Source organism: Pseudomonas sp. HLS-6 (assembly GCF_002753995.1).
In the GTDB taxonomy this organism is placed as follows: domain Bacteria; phylum Pseudomonadota; class Gammaproteobacteria; order Pseudomonadales; family Pseudomonadaceae; genus Aquipseudomonas; species Aquipseudomonas defluvii.
The window spans coordinates 1,186,064-1,202,703 of record NZ_CP024478.1 but is presented as its reverse complement, the minus strand read 5'-3'; the positions used below and the strand labels follow the sequence as shown (position 1 = coordinate 1,202,703).

Annotated in this window: 19 protein-coding genes; 4 read left to right on the top strand and 15 right to left on the bottom strand. The window is 59.7% G+C overall.

The genetic code is table 11. The features are described from left to right. Positions 1-103: 103 nt before the first annotated feature. The 10 genes from thrC to ffh form a co-directional block, all read right to left on the bottom strand. On the bottom strand, positions 104-1,513 hold the full coding sequence (thrC, locus tag CS390_RS05425; protein ID WP_065759957.1) for a threonine synthase: 1,410 nt from the start codon (positions 1,511-1,513) through the stop codon (positions 104-106). Between the two features lie 27 nt (positions 1,514-1,540). Then, positions 1,541-2,845, bottom strand: a complete 1,305-nt coding sequence (locus CS390_RS05420) for a homoserine dehydrogenase (RefSeq protein WP_065759958.1) — start codon at positions 2,843-2,845, stop codon at positions 1,541-1,543. A gap of 79 nt (positions 2,846-2,924) precedes the next feature. Further along, positions 2,925-3,656, bottom strand: coding sequence for a thioredoxin fold domain-containing protein (locus CS390_RS05415; RefSeq protein WP_065759959.1), 732 nt, complete (start codon positions 3,654-3,656; stop codon positions 2,925-2,927). Positions 3,657-3,792: 136 nt separating this feature from the next. Next, positions 3,793-4,689 carry a site-specific tyrosine recombinase XerD gene (xerD, locus tag CS390_RS05410; RefSeq protein ID WP_065759960.1) on the bottom strand — a complete coding sequence of 299 codons (897 nt, stop codon included), beginning with the start codon at positions 4,687-4,689 and terminating at the stop codon, positions 3,793-3,795. 120 nt (positions 4,690-4,809) lie between these two features. After that, positions 4,810-5,217 carry an acyl-CoA thioesterase gene (locus CS390_RS05405; RefSeq protein WP_065759975.1) on the bottom strand — a complete coding sequence of 136 codons (408 nt, stop codon included), beginning with the start codon at positions 5,215-5,217 and terminating at the stop codon, positions 4,810-4,812. 94 nt (positions 5,218-5,311) lie between these two features. Then, the gene (gene rplS / locus CS390_RS05400) at positions 5,312-5,662 is read right to left on the bottom strand and encodes a 50S ribosomal protein L19 (protein ID WP_065759961.1); all 351 of its coding nucleotides are present in this window, start codon (positions 5,660-5,662) and stop codon (positions 5,312-5,314) included. Positions 5,663-5,704: 42 nt separating this feature from the next. Then, positions 5,705-6,457: a tRNA (guanosine(37)-N1)-methyltransferase TrmD gene (gene trmD / locus CS390_RS05395; protein ID WP_065759962.1), complete on the bottom strand. Its 753-nt coding sequence runs from the start codon at positions 6,455-6,457 to the stop codon at positions 5,705-5,707. A gap of 3 nt (positions 6,458-6,460) precedes the next feature. Continuing rightward, the gene (gene rimM / locus CS390_RS05390) at positions 6,461-6,997 is read right to left on the bottom strand and encodes a ribosome maturation factor RimM (protein ID WP_099773676.1); all 537 of its coding nucleotides are present in this window, start codon (positions 6,995-6,997) and stop codon (positions 6,461-6,463) included. Between the two features lie 5 nt (positions 6,998-7,002). Continuing rightward, positions 7,003-7,254 (bottom strand): 30S ribosomal protein S16, encoded by a 252-nt coding sequence (gene rpsP / locus CS390_RS05385; protein WP_065759964.1) that lies wholly within the window; start codon positions 7,252-7,254, stop codon positions 7,003-7,005. Positions 7,255-7,499: 245 nt separating this feature from the next. Continuing rightward, complete coding sequence (gene ffh, locus CS390_RS05380; protein WP_065759965.1) at positions 7,500-8,876, bottom strand: signal recognition particle protein; 1,377 nt, start codon at positions 8,874-8,876, stop codon at positions 7,500-7,502. Positions 8,877-9,072: 196 nt separating this feature from the next. Here ffh and CS390_RS05375 point away from each other — a divergent pair, with 196 nt between their 5' ends. The 3 genes from CS390_RS05375 (at position 9,073) to CS390_RS05365 (ending at position 12,698) form a co-directional block, all read left to right on the top strand. Next, complete coding sequence (locus tag CS390_RS05375) at positions 9,073-9,885, top strand: inner membrane protein YpjD (protein ID WP_099773675.1); 813 nt, start codon at positions 9,073-9,075, stop codon at positions 9,883-9,885. Positions 9,886-9,898: 13 nt separating this feature from the next. Continuing rightward, positions 9,899-11,119 carry a transporter associated domain-containing protein gene (locus CS390_RS05370; protein ID WP_065759967.1) on the top strand — a complete coding sequence of 407 codons (1,221 nt, stop codon included), beginning with the start codon at positions 9,899-9,901 and terminating at the stop codon, positions 11,117-11,119. 274 nt (positions 11,120-11,393) lie between these two features. Then, positions 11,394-12,698 carry an MFS transporter gene (locus CS390_RS05365; protein WP_099773674.1) on the top strand — a complete coding sequence of 435 codons (1,305 nt, stop codon included), beginning with the start codon at positions 11,394-11,396 and terminating at the stop codon, positions 12,696-12,698. A 75-nt stretch (positions 12,699-12,773) separates the two neighbouring features. Here the strand turns inward: CS390_RS05365 and purT are convergent, their stop codons facing one another. The 5 genes from purT to CS390_RS05340 form a co-directional block, all read right to left on the bottom strand. Beyond that, entirely contained in the window at positions 12,774-13,955 is a 1,182-nt protein-coding gene (gene purT / locus CS390_RS05360) for a formate-dependent phosphoribosylglycinamide formyltransferase (RefSeq protein WP_065759968.1), read from the bottom strand. 95 nt (positions 13,956-14,050) lie between these two features. After that, positions 14,051-14,518 carry a VUT family protein gene (locus tag CS390_RS05355; RefSeq protein WP_065759969.1) on the bottom strand — a complete coding sequence of 156 codons (468 nt, stop codon included), beginning with the start codon at positions 14,516-14,518 and terminating at the stop codon, positions 14,051-14,053. Between the two features lie 52 nt (positions 14,519-14,570). Further along, a complete protein-coding gene (locus CS390_RS05350; protein ID WP_065759970.1) occupies positions 14,571-14,783 on the bottom strand; it encodes a DUF1289 domain-containing protein in 213 nt (70 codons plus the stop codon). Continuing rightward, positions 14,783-15,307: a gamma carbonic anhydrase family protein gene (locus CS390_RS05345; protein WP_065759971.1), complete on the bottom strand. Its 525-nt coding sequence runs from the start codon at positions 15,305-15,307 to the stop codon at positions 14,783-14,785. The genes CS390_RS05350 and CS390_RS05345 overlap by 1 nt, the downstream gene beginning before the upstream one ends. Positions 15,308-15,347: 40 nt before the next feature. Then, a complete protein-coding gene (locus CS390_RS05340; RefSeq protein WP_065759972.1) occupies positions 15,348-15,947 on the bottom strand; it encodes a CoA pyrophosphatase in 600 nt (199 codons plus the stop codon). Positions 15,948-16,081: 134 nt separating this feature from the next. Here CS390_RS05340 and CS390_RS05335 point away from each other — a divergent pair, with 134 nt between their 5' ends. After that, the gene (locus CS390_RS05335) at positions 16,082-16,636 is read left to right on the top strand and encodes an NUDIX hydrolase (RefSeq protein ID WP_065759973.1); all 555 of its coding nucleotides are present in this window, start codon (positions 16,082-16,084) and stop codon (positions 16,634-16,636) included. The last annotated feature ends 4 nt before the right edge of the window (positions 16,637-16,640 follow it).

The window sequence follows — 16,640 nt, the reverse complement described above, 5'->3', positions numbered from 1 at the left end:
AATTCCGAAACACTGCCGGGATAAGTCCACAATCAACTCACCATAAACGCGAGCGAAAAAAAACCCGTCAAATGACGGGTTTTTCTCTTCTCGGATCAGCCGATTACAGCGGCTTGCCGCGATTGCCATGCTGGCTGACGAAAGCTTGTACAGCCTTCAGGTCATTCGCCAACACCGTGCATTTCTCTTCACGGCTGAACAGATCGGCCAGGTGAGCGGGCAGCTCAAGTGCCTTGCCAACACCCGCCTTCTCTACCGCTTCCGGGAACTTGACCGGGTGCGCTGTGCCCAGCACCACCATCGGAGTGTCCAGGCTACGACGGCACTCACGAGCGGCTTTGACGCCGATAGCGGTGTGCGGGTCGAGCACTTCACCGGTCTGGGCAAAGACGTCAGCGATGGTCTCGCAGGTTTGCGCGTCGTCGACCGCCAACGAGTCGAACAGCTTGCGTGCTTCGGTCCAGCGATCCTGCTCGACGCTGAAACCGCCGCCCTGCTTGAAGTTGTCCATCAACTCAGCGATGGCCGCACCGTTACGCCCATGCAGGTCGAACAGCAGACGCTCGAAGTTCGACGAGACCATGATGTCCATCGACGGTGACAGGGTCGCGTGCAGGGTTTCCTTGACGTACTGATTACCGCTCATGAAGCGGTGCAGGATGTCGTTGCGGTTGGTCGCGACGATCAGTTGGCTGATCGGCAGGCCCATGTTACGTGCCAGGTAGCCGGCGAAGATGTCACCGAAGTTACCGGTTGGCACCGAGAAGGCAACCGAACGCGCCGGGCCACCCAACTGCAGGGCAGCGTGGAAGTAGTAGACGATCTGGGCCATGATCCGCGCCCAGTTGATCGAGTTCACGGCCACCAGGCGCGTGCCCTTGAGGAAGCCCTGGTCAGCGAAGCTGGCCTTGACCATTTCCTGGCAGTCATCGAAGTTGCCTTCGATGGCGATGTTGTGGATGTTCTCACCGAAGATGGTTGTCATCTGGCGGCGCTGAACCTCGGAAACACGCTGGTGCGGGTGCAGGATGAAGATATCGACGTTGTCGCAACGGCGGCAACCTTCGATAGCGGCCGAGCCGGTGTCGCCGCTGGTAGCGCCAATAATCACCACGCGCTCGCCGCGCTTGACCAGAACATGGTCAAGCAGGCGACCCAGCAGTTGCAGGGCGAAATCCTTGAATGCCAGGGTCGGGCCGTGGAACAGTTCAAGCACCCACTCGTTGCTGTTCAGCTGACGCAGTGGAGCAACGGCTGCGTGGGCGAACTCACCGTAGGTTTCTTCGAGAATCTTCTTGAAATCGGCATCGGCAATGCTGCCGGTGACGAACGGGCGCATCACTCGGAATGCCAGTTCGTGGTACGGCAGACCAGCCCAGGAAGCGATCTCTTCCTGGGTGAAGCGTGGCAGGTTCTCAGGCACGTACAGGCCGCCATCGCTGGCGAGACCTGCCAGCAACACGTCTTCAAAATTCAGGGCCGGTGCCTGGCCGCGGGTACTGATGTAACGCATGACCTATTCCTCTAACGCAAAGACTGCTCAGTTCAGTTGTTCGACGCGAATACGCACCACGTTGCCCACGACATCCTGCAGGGCTTCCAGCGCGGTGATGGCGTCGTTCATACGCTGCTCGAGCACTCGGTGAGTCAGCAGGATCATCGGTACCAGGCCGTCGTGTTCCTCGACTTCCTTCTGCATGATCGATTCGATATTGATACCGCGCTCCGAAAGGATGCTCGCCACCTGGGCCAGCACGCCCGGATGATCCTTGGCCTGAATACGCAAGTAGTAAGCACTTTCGCAGGCTTCGATTGGCAGAATCGGGTGAGCAGACAGCGAGTCTGGCTGGAACGCCAGGTGCGGCACACGGTTTTCCGGGTCCGAGGTCATGGCACGAACCACGTCCACCAGGTCGGCAATAACCGAGGAGGCGGTCGGCTCCATGCCGGCACCCGCGCCGTAGAACAAGGTCGAACCCGACGCATCGCCATTGACCATCACAGCGTTCATCACGCCGTTGACATTGGCGATCAGGCGGTCCGACGGAATCAGGGTCGGATGGACGCGCAGCTCGATACCATTGGCAGTGCTGCGGGCCACGCCCAGGTGCTTGATGCGATAGCCCAGTGCCTCGGCGTAGTTGACGTCAGCCGTGGTCAACTTGGTGATGCCTTCGGTATAGGCCTTGTCGAACTGCAGCGGAATACCAAAGGCGATGGACGCCAGAATGGTCAGCTTGTGCGCCGCGTCGATACCTTCGACGTCGAAGGTCGGATCGGCTTCGGCGTAGCCCAATGCCTGGGCTTCGGCCAGCACATCAGGGAATGCACGGCCTTTCTCGCGCATTTCGGTGAGGATGAAGTTACCGGTGCCGTTGATGATCCCGGCAACCCAGTTGATGCGGTTGGCCGAGAGGCCTTCGCGAATCGCCTTGATCACCGGAATGCCGCCTGCAACGGCAGCTTCGAAGGCGACGATAACGCCCTTCTCGCGGGCCTTGGCGAAAATTTCGTTGCCATGCACTGCGATCAGCGCCTTGTTCGCGGTGACCACGTGCTTGCCATTCTCAATGGCCTTGAGCACCAGGTCGCGGGCGATGGTGTAACCGCCGATCAACTCGATGACGATATCAATCTCAGGGTTGCTCGCGACCTCGAACACGTCAGCGGTAATGGGGGTACCGGTAATCTGGCAATTCGGGTTTTGCGAACGCATGGCAATTTGTGCCACTTCGATTCCACGCCCGGCGCGGCGGGCAATCTCCTCGGCGTTACGCTGAAGTACATTGAAGGTACCGCCACCGACGGTCCCCAACCCACAGATGCCTACTTTGACCGGTTTCACTGTGAACTCCCCATTAAACGACCGGCATGAGGCCGGTCGTGAAAACAGCCACGACCTCAGGTCGCGGCTCGCGATTGAATTACTTGTCGGCCAACGCCAGCTTGGCTACTTGCGCAGCTGGTTGGTAACCTGGAATCACCTGACCGTTCTCCAGCACGATGGCTGGTGTACCGTTGACGCCGATCGACTGACCCAGCTGGAACTGCTTGCTGACCGGGTTGGCACACTTGGCCGCCTTGATTTCCTTGCCGTCGATCATCTTGTCCAGTGCGCCCTTGCGGTCGCTGGAACACCAGACCGCCTGCAACTGCTCATCGCCCGGTGAGCCAAGGCCCTGACGCGGGAAGGCAACATAACGCACTTCAATGCCACGCTTGTTCAGCTCAGGCACTTCAGCGTGCAGCTTGTGGCAGTACGGGCAGGTGGTGTCGGTAAAAACGGTAATGTGCGACTTGGCTTGGCCAACCGCAGGATAAACCACCATTTCCCCGGCTGGAATGCCGTTGATGGTCTTGGCGATTGCCTGGCGCTCGGCTTTCTCGGTCAGGTTGACCGGCTTGCCATCCTGGATCTGAAACAGGTAGCCCTGCATGACAAACTGGCCATCGGCACTGGCATAGAGCACACGGCCGCCCTTGAGCTTGACCTCATACAGGCCATTGAGCGGGCTGGCCGCAACGCTCTCCACTGGCACATCCAGCTCAAGCGACTGCAGGGTCTTGCGAATGGTCTGCTCGGCCTCATCGGCAGCCGCGGCAAAGGTACTGACCAACGCCAGTGCGGCGGCGGCAAAAATCTGGGTCACGCGCATGGGAACTCCTGAAGGCGGACAAGGGCTCTGGACAGCCAGACCGTGCTGGAAACACGCGGGACCATCGCCTGAAAAGCTAAACCGTCCAAGCCTACCACAGAAGCCGCGCCACTCCGACTGTGTACGACATATGCCCTCACCCACGCGGGTGATGCTGTGCATGCAGTTCCTGCAAGCGTGCCCTGGCCACGTGGGTATAGATTTGCGTGGTCGACAGGTCGCTATGCCCCAACAGCATCTGCACTACGCGCAGGTCTGCACCGTGATTGAGCAAATGGGTGGCAAACGCATGGCGCAAGGTATGCGGTGACAATGCCTTGTCGATCCCGGCGACCAGCGCCTGGTGCTTGATCCGATGCCAGAACGTCTGGCGGGTCATCTGCTCACCGCGCTGACTCGGAAACAGCACATCGCTAGGACGCTCACCCAGCAGCTCATTGCGGCCATTACGCAAAAACCGCTCGACCCACACCACCGCCTCCTCCCCCATCGGCACCAGGCGCTCCTTGCTGCCCTTGCCCATCACCCGCAATACCCCCTGACGCAGGTTGACCTGGTCAAGGGTCAGGCTGACCAGCTCGGTCACCCGCAAACCACAGGCATACAGCACTTCGAGCATGGCACGGTCACGCTGGCCAATAGGCTGGCTGAGGTCGGGTGCCTTCAGCAGGGCTTCGACATCAGCTTCCGATAGCGACTTGGGCAGTGGCCTGCCCAACTGTGGCATCTCCACCAACAATGTAGGGTCGGTAGCGATCAGCTTCTCCCGCAACAGGTAACGGTAGAAGCCACGCAAGCCCGATAGAAACCGCGCTGTCGAACGCGGCTTGTAAGCCTGATCGAGGCGCCAGGCCAAATGATCGAGAATCAACTCTCGGCCAGCATCAGGCAACGCAATGCCTTTTTCCTGAAGCCAGCCGTTAAACAAGGCCAGGTCGCTTCGATAGGACTCACGGGTATTGTCGGCCAGGCCCTTTTCCAACCACAGGGCATCGAGGAACTGGTCAATCAGCGGGTGTTCTAGAGCGGGCATGTGAACTCGATGGCAGGCAAACGAAACAACGTAATGCCTTTAGTCTTCCATAACACTGCCAGCCAGGGAAACCCGAATGAACAAACGCTGCACGCGTCAGCCTGCACCCCCAGGCCTCAGCTAGAACCCTGGCAGTACAGGAACCGGGCGCTTCTCCTCGTCTATCGCAACAAAGCTGAACAGGCCATGGATAGCCTTTTCACGCCCATCGCAGGTCATGCTCTCGACAAAGACTTCAACTTCAACCTTGAGGCTGGTGTTACCCACCTTGACCACACGCCCCACCAACTCAACAATCGAACCCGCCGCGATCGGGTGCTTGAAATCGATACGGTCAGTGGAGACGGTAACCAACGGCAACCGGCAAAAACGCGTGGCCGCGATGAACGACACTTCATCCATCCAGGCCAGCGCGGTGCCACCAAACAAGGTGTTGTGGTGGTTGGTGGTCGACGGGAATACCGCCTTGGTTACACGGGTCACCGACAATTCGGTACGACGCTCGATTTCCTGCTCTCTACTACTCATCAACATCACATCTTGGAAAAATTTCGGGCAACAAAAAAGCAGCCCGAAGGCTGCTTTTTTCGCATGGCGGCCGCAGCCGCCGGTCAAACTGGACTTAAGCCAGTTTTTCCTTGATGCGAGCGGCTTTACCGGACAGGTCGCGCAGGTAGTACAGCTTGGCTTTACGCACGTCACCACGACGTTTCACGGCCAGGCTGTCGATTTGCGGGCTGTAGGTCTGGAAAGTACGCTCAACGCCAACACCGTTGGAGATCTTGCGAACAGTGAAAGCACTGTTCAGACCACGGTTACGCTTGGCGATAACAACGCCTTCGAAAGCCTGCAGACGAGCGCGATCACCTTCCTTCACTTTCACCTGAACGACGATGGTGTCGCCCGGGGCAAAGGTCGGGATCTCTTTGGTCATCTGCTCAGCTTCGATCTGCTGAATGATTTTGTTGGTCATGCTGTGCTCCTAAGGTAAATCGTCGGATCTACCATCGATACGTTAACTATCGTCCCGCCCGCGGAGATACTCCTCGAGCAGCTTCTTCTCTTCTCCAGAAAGTGAGCGACTTTCCAGAAGATCGGCGCGTCGTTCATAGGTCCGCCCAAGGGACTGCTGTAAACGCCATCGCCGGATGTGTGCATGGTTGCCACTTAGCAACACGTCGGGAACACGCTGATCCGCATACACCTCCGGACGGGTGTAATGCGGGCAATCAAGCAGACCATCGGTGAAGGAGTCTTCCTCCGCCGAGTCCGCATGCCCTAAAGCTCCGGGCAGCAGCCGCGTAACCGCATCGATCAGTACCATCGCCGGCAGCTCGCCGCCAGACAGGACATAGTCACCAATCGACCACTCTTCATCGACATGAGCTTCAATAAAACGCTCGTCAATGCCTTCATAACGACCGGCAATCAGAATCAACGATTCAGACTTGGCCAGGTCTTTAACCGCCGACTGAGTCAGCCTGCGGCCTTGTGGCGACAGGTAAATAACCTTCGCCGCCCCCCCGGTTGCCTGCCTGGCATTCACCAAGGCATCTTCCAGAGGCTTGATCTTCATTACCATCCCCGGACCACCGCCAAACGGCCGATCATCCACCGTATGGTGACGATCTGTGGTGTAGTCCCGCGGGTTCCAGCAGGTCAGTTGCAACAACCCCTGTTTCACCGCGCGGCTGGTAATGCCGTACTCACTGATGGCCGAGAACATCTCGGGGAACAACGTGATGACTTCTACGCGCAGGCTCGCCATTGCTTAGAAATCCGCGTCCCAATCCACCCTCATTTCACCTGCACCCAGGTCGATAGCCAGCACGCATTGCTCTGTATAGGGCAACAACCGCTCGCGATCATCCAGGCTGCCAGCACAGGGCTTGACCACCATTACATCGTTCGCGCCGGTCTCCAACAGGTGATCGATCTTCCCGAACAGTTGCCCGAGTTGGTCGATGACTTTCAGACCTACCAGCTGGTACCAGTAGTACTCGCCGTTGGTCAGGTTGGGCAAAAGGCTACGTGAGATGCAAATCTCATAACCGCTCAGAAGACGCGCTTCATCACGATCATCGAGCCCCTTGAGCTTCGCGACCAGGTCCTTTTGAGTGGAACGGCCACTGACCAGCTCTACCTGTTTTACCGAACCGTCACGACGAAGCGTCCAGTTACGGTACGACAACAGGTTTTCAATCGGATCGGTAAAGGAATAAACCTTCACCTCGCCGCGAACGCCGTGAACCGAAAAAATCTTGCCAACAACGATCAGGTCATCAGCACTTTCTGGCGTCGCGTTCATACTGCTCAGGCAGCAGCCTTAGCAGCGTCCTTCAGCAGCTGAGCAACACGCTCAGACGGCTGTGCACCTTGGCTCAGCCAGTAGGTGGCGCGCTCTTGGTTCACGGACAGACGAACTTCACCACCGGCAGCAACCGGGTTGAAGAAGCCAATACGCTCAACGAAACGACCGTCGCGCGCATTGCGGCTGTTGGTCACGGTGAGGTGGTAGAACGGGCGCTTTTTGGAGCCGCCACGGGCAAGACGGATGGTTACCATGTGAACATCATTCCTGTAGTCGGTGCTGCAAATCTGTAATGCACAGCGGGCACGGGTGCCCGAAAGGCCGCATATTCTCAAGGAATATACGGACTTTTGCAAATGCCTTTTTCCGGCGACCCCAGGGGCGCCTTGCAGATTTGCCAGTTGTGCCGCTGCTGACAGCGGCGTTTGTATCCGCCAATGGCGGAACCCAGTGCATCAGTACAGGCCTAACAGGCCCGACCGACGCCTTGAATTTGAGGTTACAGCTTCGGCATGCCGCCGCCTGGCATCATGCCGCCCAGGCCACGCATCATTTTCGCCATACCGCCTTTGGCGGAGAACTTCTTCATCATTTTCTGCATTTGCTTGTGCTGCTTGATCAAGCGACCGATGTCCTGCACCTGGGTACCGGAACCGATGGCGATGCGGCGCTTGCGCGAACCGCTGATCATCTCGGGGTCACGGCGCTCGGCCGGAGTCATCGAGTTGATGATCGCTTCCATCTGCTTGAACTGCTTCTCGGCCGCGCCCTGGGCACTGCCCATCTGCGCCAGGTTGACCCCACCGATGCTTGGCAGCTTGTCCATCAGGCCGCCGAGGCCGCCCATGTTCTTCATTTGCTGGAGCTGGTCACGGAAGTCTTCGAGGTCGAAGCCCTTGCCCTTCTTCAGCTTCTTGGCCAGCTTGTCGGCCTTTTCCTTGTCGAGGGTCTGCTCGGCCTGCTCGATCAGGCTGAGCACGTCACCCATACCCAGGATTCGCGAGGCGATACGGTCTGGGTGGAAGGGCTCGAGGGCTTCGGTCTTCTCGCCCATACCGATGAATTTGATCGGCTTGCCGGTAATCGCACGCACCGACAGTGCAGCACCACCACGGGCATCGCCGTCGACCTTGGTCAGCACCACACCGGTCAGGGGCAGCGCATCACCGAAGGCCTTGGCCGTGTTCGCCGCATCCTGACCGGTCATGGCATCAACCACGAACAGGGTCTCGATCGGCTTGACCGCGGCGTGCAGCTGCTTGATCTCGGCCATCATCTCGGCGTCGACGTGCAGGCGACCGGCGGTATCGACGATCACCACGTCGATGAACTTCAGCTTGGCTTCGCGAATTGCCGCTTCAGCGATAGCTACCGGCTTCTGGCTGATATCCGACGGAAAGAACGTCACGCCGATATCGTTGGCCAGGGTTTCCAGCTGCTTGATTGCCGCAGGACGGTAGACGTCGGCAGACACCACCATCACGGTCTTTTTCTTGCGCTCTTTAAGGAAGCGCGCCAGCTTGCCGGCGGTGGTGGTTTTACCCGCACCCTGCAAGCCGGCCATCAGGACTACGGCAGGTGGAGCGGCATTGAGCGCCAGGTCTTCGTTGGCCGCACCCATCAGGCCTTCAAGCTCGGCCTGGACGATCTTCACGAACGCCTGGCCTGGTGTCAGGCTGCGCGACACTTCAGTGCCGACCGCACGTTCCTTGACCTTGTTGACGAAATCCTTGACCACCGGCAGGGCGACGTCGGCCTCGAGCAACGCCATGCGCACTTCACGCAGGGTGTCTTTGATGTTGTCTTCGGTCAGTTTGGCTTTGCCGGTGACATGGCGCAGCGTCTGTGACAGACGGTCGGTCAAGTTTTCAAACATGGGGATCCTTTCAGGCTCTGTTGAACCGAGGTTTATCAGCTGCCTCTGGCGCGCTCGGCCAGCCTAGGGCGAAGGCAGGCCGACGATTATAACGAAGACTGAGCACTAAGCACACCAGGCCGTCGGCTTGCAGTCTTCCTTGGTGCACGCGTTCTATGCCAAACTCAGTTTCTTTCGGGCTTGCCTAACAGGACTTATGCTCCCCTTGTCACCCAGTCTGCTACCCAATTTGATCGCCGCCTGCCTCTACGCCGCCGCGACCCTCTATCACAGTACACGCCTCGCACAGGGCACCAAGGCCAACAAACGCCTGCTCAGCCTGCTAGGCTGCTTTGCCGTTGCCGCACAAGGCACCGCACTGTACTGCCAACTGCTGACGCCACTGGGCTTGAGCCTGGACTTTTTCAGTGCCGCCAGCCTGATCGCGACGGCGGTGATCACCTTGACGCTGGTCGCCTGCCTGCGCATCCCGGTGGAAAACCTGCTGGTATTACTGTTCCCACTCGGGCTGGTCACCGCCTTGAGTGCGCAGTTCGCACCTGCCGGCACGCCGCCGCTGATCAATGAAGAACCAGGCATCCTTGCGCATATCCTGCTGTCGATCCTGGCCTACGGCATGTTCACCATCGCCGTATTCCAGGCACTGCTGCTACTGCTGCAGGACCACCAACTCAAGCACAAGCACCCTTCTGGCCTGATCAAGAACTTCCCACCCCTCCAAACCATGGAAAGCCTGCTGTTTGGCTTTCTCTGGGCCGGCTGGGGGCTGCTGTCGCTCTCGCTGATCTCCGGCTGGCTGTTCGTCGAGAACCTCTTTGCCCAACACCTGGTGCATAAAACGCTACTGGCCTGCCTGGCCTGGATCGTGTTCAGCGTGCTGCTCTGGGGACGCAACCGCCTTGGCTGGCGCGGGCACAAGGCGATCCGCTGGACCCTGGCCGGTTTCTGCCTGCTGATGCTGGCCTATTTCGGCAGCAAGCTGGTACGCGAATTCATCCTGCATATCTGACAGGCCGCCACCTATGGACAACCTGCCACTAGGCCCTCTGCTCGGCGCACTGGCGCTGGCACTGATATGGTCGGCACTCTTCGCCACAGTGGACGCGGCCCGACAGCAGATGCTGCAGCGGCGCAACGGTCAGCAAGGCGAGCGGCCCCTGCTCGAATTGCCCTTGTCCGCCCTGATCCTCTGCGCCAGCCTCGGCAAACTGCTGGTGTTTGCCCTGGCCGTGCTGCTTGGCCTGCGCTGCATGGGCGATACCGGCTTCTGGGCAGGCGCAGGCGCCGCAGCCGCAGCCCTGCTGGTGTTCGCCGAGTACATGCCTCGCCGGCTGGCGCGACGCTGCCCAGAGGCAATCGTTGGCCTCGGCAACAGCCTGCTCAAGTACCCACTGCACGCCATTCAACCACTGGCCTGCCTGTTCGATGGTATTGCCCGCCTGCTGATACGCCCCTTTGCCCTGAAGGCCAATACGGTCAGCCAGCACGACAACAACGAGCAGGATACGCACAGCGAGCAGGACGCCGCACTGGACCACAGCCACCACAAAGCCCCGCTGCTCCATAGCCTGCAGACCCTGGACAAGGTGACGGTCAACGACATCCTGGTGCCGCGCAACGACGTGGACGGCATTAACCTGGATGATTCGATCGAAACCATCATCGAACAGCTGATCATCAGCCGCCACACGCGCCTGCCGGTGTTCCACAGCGACATCAACCAGGTCGAAGCAGTACTCAACACCCGGCAGATCAGCCACCTGCTACCCAAGGGCGAACTGACCAAGGAAATCTTGCTGGCAACCTGCTACGAACCGTACTTCGTCCCCGAAAGCACGCCCCTGCAGTTGCAGTTGCTGAATTTCCACAAACAGCAGCGCCGCCTCGGCGTGGTGGTCGACGAATATGGTGAAGTGCTGGGCATCGTCACCCTGGAGGACATCCTCGAAGAGATCGTCGGCGAGTTTGAGGATGAACACAGCCTGGACAACCCGCATATCCATCCGCAGGCCGACGGCCGTTTTGTCATCGAAGGCGCTGCTTCGTTGCGCGAACTGAACCGCTGCCTCGGCTGGCACCTGCCCAGCGATGGGCCCAAAACGCTCAACGGGCTGGTTACCGAGGCCCTGGAAAGTATCCCCGAAAGCGCTGTATGCCTGAAAATAGGCCGATATCGCATGGAAATCCTCGAAACCGAGGACAATTGCGCCAGTCGCGTGCTGGTCTGGACAGTAACCCGTTAGCTATACTCGATGCACGCTTACCCAGCCCAGCCGTAACGCCCGCTACCCGCATCCGGCGAATCTCGGCCAGTCAGCCTGACTGAACATTGCGCGCTTTACCGGCAGCGGCTCAAACCCCGACCCACTGCTCGCGCCCGCCCCCATCCCCAGAGGGCGCATGTTCATTGGCACCTCAATAACGCATAACTAAAACAGCTTCGACGCCTGCGAGTACTCGCCTTGCATTGCGCACACTCGCCGGCCCATGGAGCACTTGACTGCCAGGGATCATTGAATGACAACCACCCACACCTACGACGGCACAACCGCAGCCGCCCCAGGCAACTCGCCCGCACGCGTCGCGACCGCGAGCTTTATCGGCACCGCCATCGAGTTCTACGATTTTTACGTCTATGCCACCGCCGCTGCATTGGTCATCGGCCCGGTATTCTTTCCCCAGACCTCCAGCACCGCGCAGATGCTTTCGGCCTTCCTGACGTTTGGTATCGCGTTTCTGGCACGCCCCCTGGGTTCGGCGCTGTTCGGCCACTTCGGTGACCGCATCGGGCGCAAGTCGACCCTGGTCGCCTCGTTACTGCTGATGGGCGTCTGCACCACACTGATCGGCGTACTGCCCGGCTACGACAGCATCGGAGCCTGGGCGCCGGTCCTGCTCTGCGTGCTGCGCTTCGGCCAAGGCCTTGGCCTGGGCGGGGAATGGGGCGGGGCGGCATTGCTGGCCACCGAGAATGCGCCAAAGGGCAAACGCGCCTGGTTTGGCATGTTCCCTCAACTAGGACCATCGATCGGCTTCCTGGCGGCCAATGGCCTGTTCCTGACCCTAGCCTTGCTGCTGACCGATGAACAATTCCGTAGCTGGGGCTGGCGCATTCCGTTCTTGCTCAGCGCCGCACTGGTCATTGTCGGCCTCTACGTGCGCCTACAACTGGAAGAAACCCCGGTATTCGCCAAGGCAGTCGCTCGCCACGAACGCGTCAAAATGCCCGTCATAGAGCTGTTCTCCCAGTATTGGGCGCCCATGCTGCTGGGTGCTGCGGCCATGGTGGTGTGCTATGCCCTGTTCTACATTTCCACCGTATTCTCACTGAGCTATGGCGTATCGACGCTTGGCTATAGCCGCGAGAGCTTCCTGGGCATGCTGTGCTTCGCCGTGCTGTTCATGGCCCTGGCCACGCCACTGTCGGCCTGGCTCAGCGACCGTTACGGCCGCAAGCCTGTGCTGATTGGCGGTGGCATTCTGGCCATCCTGTCGGGTTTCACCATGGAGCCCTTGCTGACTCAGGGTTCGACCACTGGTGTAGCCCTGTTCCTGGCTATCGAGCTGTTTCTGATGGGCGTGACATTTGCGCCGATGGGCGCGCTGCTACCAGAGCTGTTCCCGACCCATGTGCGCTACACCGGGGCTTCGGCAGCCTATAACCTAGGTGGCATCGTCGGCGCATCGGCAGCACCGTTCTTTGCCCAGAAACTGGTGAGCATGGGGGGCTTGAGCTGGGTGGGAGGCTATGTTTCGGCGGCGGCTCTGCTGAGCCTGATTGCCGTGCTGTGCCTGAAAGAAACGCGACATTCGGAGCTTTAAGCGCTGCACTGCAGCTCATCGCTAGCAAGCCTGCCTCCAGCAGGAATCAGGCTTGCCTCCGAGGGTGCTTAAACCTTACAACTCAACCTTGACCGCTTGCGAAGCGCGGGTCGCCTTGGCCCGGGCGGCCTCGATCGACTCGTCACGCGCCAGGCACACACCCATGCGGCGCTGACCATTCACCTCCGGTTTGCCAAACAGACGCAGCGCGGTATCCGGCTCGCTCAGCGCGGCGCCCAGATTGGCAAATGCGGTCTGCTGCGACTGCCCCTCAACCAGAATGACCGCCGACGCCGACGGGCCAAACTGACGAATCAACGGGATTGGCAGGCCAAGAATGGCACGCGCATGCAGGGCGAACTGCGACAGGTCCTGGGAAATCAGGGTAACCAGACCGGTATCATGCGGGCGCGGCGATACTTCGCTGAACCACACCTGATCGCCTTTGACGAACAGTTCGACACCGAACAGACCACGCCCGCCCAGGGCCTCAGTAACGGCCTTGGCCACGCGCTCGGACTCAGCCAGTGCCACCGGGCTCATGGCCTGCGGCTGCCAGGACTCCTGATAATCGCCCTTTTCCTGACGATGGCCGACAGGTGCGCAGAACGTCGTACCGCCAATGTGTCGCACGGTCAGCAAGGTGATTTCGTAGTCGAAGTCAATGAAGCCCTCGATAATCACCCGCCCCTTGCCGGCACGACCGCCCTCTTGAGCGTAGTCCCAGGCCTTCTGCAGGTCATCGGCGCTCTTGAGCAGGCTTTGCCCCTTGCCCGAAGAGCTCATCACCGGCTTGACCACGCACGGGAAGCCCAGGTCTTCAACAGCCTTGCGATAGTCTTCGAAGGTGTCGGCAAAATGATACGGCGAGGTCGGCAGATCGAGCTCTTCAGCGGCCAGACGACGGATGCCTTCACGGTTCATGGTCAATTGCGCAGCACGGGCTGTCGGCACCACGGTAAAGCCTTCAGCTTCCAGCTCGACCAGGGTCGCGGTGGCAATGGCTTCAATTTCCGGAACGATGTAGTGCGGCTTCTCGGCCTCGATCACAGCGCGCAGGGCAACACCATCGAGCATGTTGATCACATGACTACGGTGCGCCACCTGCATGGCCGGCGCATCGGCGTAACGGTCCACGGCAATCACTTCAACACCCAGGCGTTGCAGCTCGATTACCACTTCCTTGCCCAGCTCGCCGCAGCCACACAGCAGTACGCGGGTCGCGGTCGGCGACAATGGGGTTCCGATACGGGTCATCTCAGGTCCTCAAAAGGAAGGAGTCCAGGGCCGCCCCGCGCTCGGTGCAACCCGGTAATAGGGAGCACATTTTACATGAACCGGTCATCTAAGCCTCAGCTGGCGTAAGCGTTTTTCCGCGCGCGCCAGGCCATCGCCAGCCAGACCACCGTCACACCGGCAAATTTGGAGCCCAATGCAGTACCGACTACCGCAGGCGTCAGCGCACCGATCATGCCGAAGAAGATAAAGGTGTCCAGCGGAATGCTCAGTGCCGAGCTGAGCCAGAGGCGGTCATGCAAGGGCCGCTTGGTGATACTGAAGACCAGCCAGTCGATGCACTCGGAGACCGCAAAGGCCGTGGCGCTGGCCAGGGCGATGGCCGGTTCGGAGGTCAGGTAGGACAGTACCAGGGCTGCCAGCATGGCGATCAGAGCGCCATGCCCAAAGCGGGTTTGCACCATATCGCGCAGGATAAACACCAGACCACCCCAGGCAGACCAGATGATGTCCAGGTGCGGGGCGCTGGAAAAAGCGTAGTTGATCAGCACGACACTGCTGATGTAAGCAATCAGAAAGAACATAGGGGCAACCGAAGGGCAAGCCGCACAGAATACTTGACCGCCCCGGTAAGGCTCAAGCCGATGGCTGGGCCGTCGACAGTATCAAACCCGCGGCCAGTGCGCGCTCGTGGCACAACAAAAGCACCTTGCGTCGCTCACTGTTGTCCATGCGCCCCCAGCGCGTGATTTCACTGGCGGTACGCTGACAACCAGTACAGATATCCTGCTCGTCCAGTGCGCACACGTTGACACAAGGTGACGCCACCGGGCGCTCCGGGCTGACCATCATGCCTCCTGCTCAGCCAGATCACGGGCATAACGCTGTGCGTTGTGAACGTAGTGGGCCGCGCTGGCTTCAAGCATTTTCATCTGTGCTTCTGTCAGCTCGCGCACGACCTTGCCCGGCGAGCCCATGACCAAGGAGCCATCGGGGATCTCCTTGCCTTCGGGAATCAGTGCATTGGCGCCGATAATACAGTGCTTGCCGATACGCACGCCGTTGAGGATTACGGCGTTGATGCCGATCAGGCTGTAGTCACCCACCGTGCAGCCATGGAGCATGGCATTGTGACCAATCGTCACGCCCTTGCCGATGGTCAGCGGCGAACCCATGTCGGTGTGCATCACCGTACCGTCCTGAACGTTGCTGTTCTCGCCAATGTCGATCAGCTCGTTGTCACCACGCAGTACCGCACCGAACCAGACACTGGCGCCCGCCTGCAGGCGCACCTTGCCAATCAGCGTGGCGGTGGGCGCAGCCCAGCTCTGCGGATGAGCTTCGACCCGCAGGTCGCCCAGACGGTATTTCATGCGTGGTTCCTCACGATTGGATCATGGCGGTTGAGCCCGCTCAGATTGGAATGAAACGCTCTGGCGGCTTGTGCAAGCAGATGCCGGCATCGTAAACCAGATTGACCAGCTCGACGATCATGATCGCCGACAACCCCCAGATCTTGTATTCGCCGAATCGGTAGCTGGGCACATACCAACTGCGCCCTTGATAGTCGATGCGGTGCGTATGGTCGCGCGGGTCCTGACGAAAGAACGCCAACGGCACAGTAAACACCGCGGCAATCTCGGCATCGTTGGCGCGGTACTCGACATAGTCGGGAATCACCCCAACAAAGGGCGTGACGCGCAAGCCGTGCAGGGAAATCAATGGGCTTAACGGGCCGATGACCTCCACCAGGCCCGGTGGCAGGCCAATTTCCTCCTCGGCCTCGCGCAAGGCGGTGAAGATCAGGTCGGGGTCTTCCGGGTCGCGTCGACCACCCGGGAAGGCTACTTCACCACCATGGGTGGAAAGCCCCTTGGCGCGCAAGGTGAGGACCAGTTCAGGCTCGTCGCTGCGCGTGATGGGCAATAACACGGCAGCCTCGGGAAAACGTCGATCCGTCTCCAGGGTACTCGGTGTATGACTACTCACTCGGCGAAGTAACTCGTCCAGCATGGTCTCTCTCAACTCAAGGACTCCCCTCATCATGCACCAAATGCACTGCCCTGCCCAACCCCCTGCGGCAAACCCGCTTGCGGGCCTGCCGACGCTGGCGCGAAGATAGGCCTAACCATCAGGATAATCCGATCATGAATTTCTGCAGCGCCTGCGGCAAACCGGTCATTCAGCGCATCCCCGAAGGCGACAGCCGCCTGCGCTATGTGTGCGAGCATTGCCAGACCGTTCATTACCAGAACCCGAACATCGTCGCCGGCGTTCTGCCAATCTGGGGCAGCCAGATACTGCTGTGCCGCCGCGCCATCGAACCCCGACGCGGCTACTGGACCCTGCCGGCTGGTTTCATGGAGAACGGTGAGACCATCGAACAGGCCGCTCGCCGCGAGACCATCGAAGAGGCCTGCGCGCGACTTGGCCCAATGAGCCTGTACCAACTGTTCGACCTGCCGCACATCAACCAGGTACACGTGTTCTTCCGCGCCGAACTGAGCGATCTGGATTTCGCCATTGGCGAGGAAAGCCTGGAAGTACGGCTGTTTGAAAAAAGCGAAATACCTTGGGATGAGCTGGCTTTCCGCACCATCAGTCGTACCCTAGAATGCTATTATCGTGACCTCGTCGAGCAGCGCTTCCCGGTCGGTAACGAATGCCTACCCCCCCTGTTCGGCCCGTCATTCACGACTTAGATCT

Excerpts from the sequence above, each read along its gene's own strand:
- thrC (WP_065759957.1), bottom strand. The coding sequence starts at position 1,513 with ATGCGTTACATCAGTACCCGCGGCCAGGCACCGGCCCTGAATTTTGAA.
- CS390_RS05415 (WP_065759959.1), bottom strand. The coding sequence starts at position 3,656 with ATGCGCGTGACCCAGATTTTTGCCGCCGCCGCACTGGCGTTGGTCAGT.
- xerD (WP_065759960.1), bottom strand. The coding sequence starts at position 4,689 with ATGCCCGCTCTAGAACACCCGCTGATTGACCAGTTCCTCGATGCCCTG.
- CS390_RS05405 (WP_065759975.1), bottom strand. The coding sequence starts at position 5,217 with ATGAGTAGTAGAGAGCAGGAAATCGAGCGTCGTACCGAATTGTCGGTG.
- rplS (WP_065759961.1), bottom strand. The coding sequence starts at position 5,662 with ATGACCAACAAAATCATTCAGCAGATCGAAGCTGAGCAGATGACCAAA.
- trmD (WP_065759962.1), bottom strand. The coding sequence starts at position 6,457 with ATGGCGAGCCTGCGCGTAGAAGTCATCACGTTGTTCCCCGAGATGTTC.
- rimM (WP_099773676.1), bottom strand. The coding sequence starts at position 6,997 with ATGAACGCGACGCCAGAAAGTGCTGATGACCTGATCGTTGTTGGCAAG.
- rpsP (WP_065759964.1), bottom strand. The coding sequence starts at position 7,254 with ATGGTAACCATCCGTCTTGCCCGTGGCGGCTCCAAAAAGCGCCCGTTC.
- ffh (WP_065759965.1), bottom strand. The coding sequence starts at position 8,876 with ATGTTTGAAAACTTGACCGACCGTCTGTCACAGACGCTGCGCCATGTC.
- CS390_RS05375 (WP_099773675.1), top strand. The coding sequence starts at position 9,073 with ATGCTCCCCTTGTCACCCAGTCTGCTACCCAATTTGATCGCCGCCTGC.
- CS390_RS05370 (WP_065759967.1), top strand. The coding sequence starts at position 9,899 with ATGGACAACCTGCCACTAGGCCCTCTGCTCGGCGCACTGGCGCTGGCA.
- CS390_RS05365 (WP_099773674.1), top strand. The coding sequence starts at position 11,394 with ATGACAACCACCCACACCTACGACGGCACAACCGCAGCCGCCCCAGGC.
- purT (WP_065759968.1), bottom strand. The coding sequence starts at position 13,955 with ATGACCCGTATCGGAACCCCATTGTCGCCGACCGCGACCCGCGTACTG.
- CS390_RS05355 (WP_065759969.1), bottom strand. The coding sequence starts at position 14,518 with ATGTTCTTTCTGATTGCTTACATCAGCAGTGTCGTGCTGATCAACTAC.
- CS390_RS05350 (WP_065759970.1), bottom strand. The coding sequence starts at position 14,783 with ATGGTCAGCCCGGAGCGCCCGGTGGCGTCACCTTGTGTCAACGTGTGC.
- CS390_RS05345 (WP_065759971.1), bottom strand. The coding sequence starts at position 15,307 with ATGAAATACCGTCTGGGCGACCTGCGGGTCGAAGCTCATCCGCAGAGC.
- CS390_RS05340 (WP_065759972.1), bottom strand. The coding sequence starts at position 15,947 with ATGCTGGACGAGTTACTTCGCCGAGTGAGTAGTCATACACCGAGTACC.
- CS390_RS05335 (WP_065759973.1), top strand. The coding sequence starts at position 16,082 with ATGAATTTCTGCAGCGCCTGCGGCAAACCGGTCATTCAGCGCATCCCC.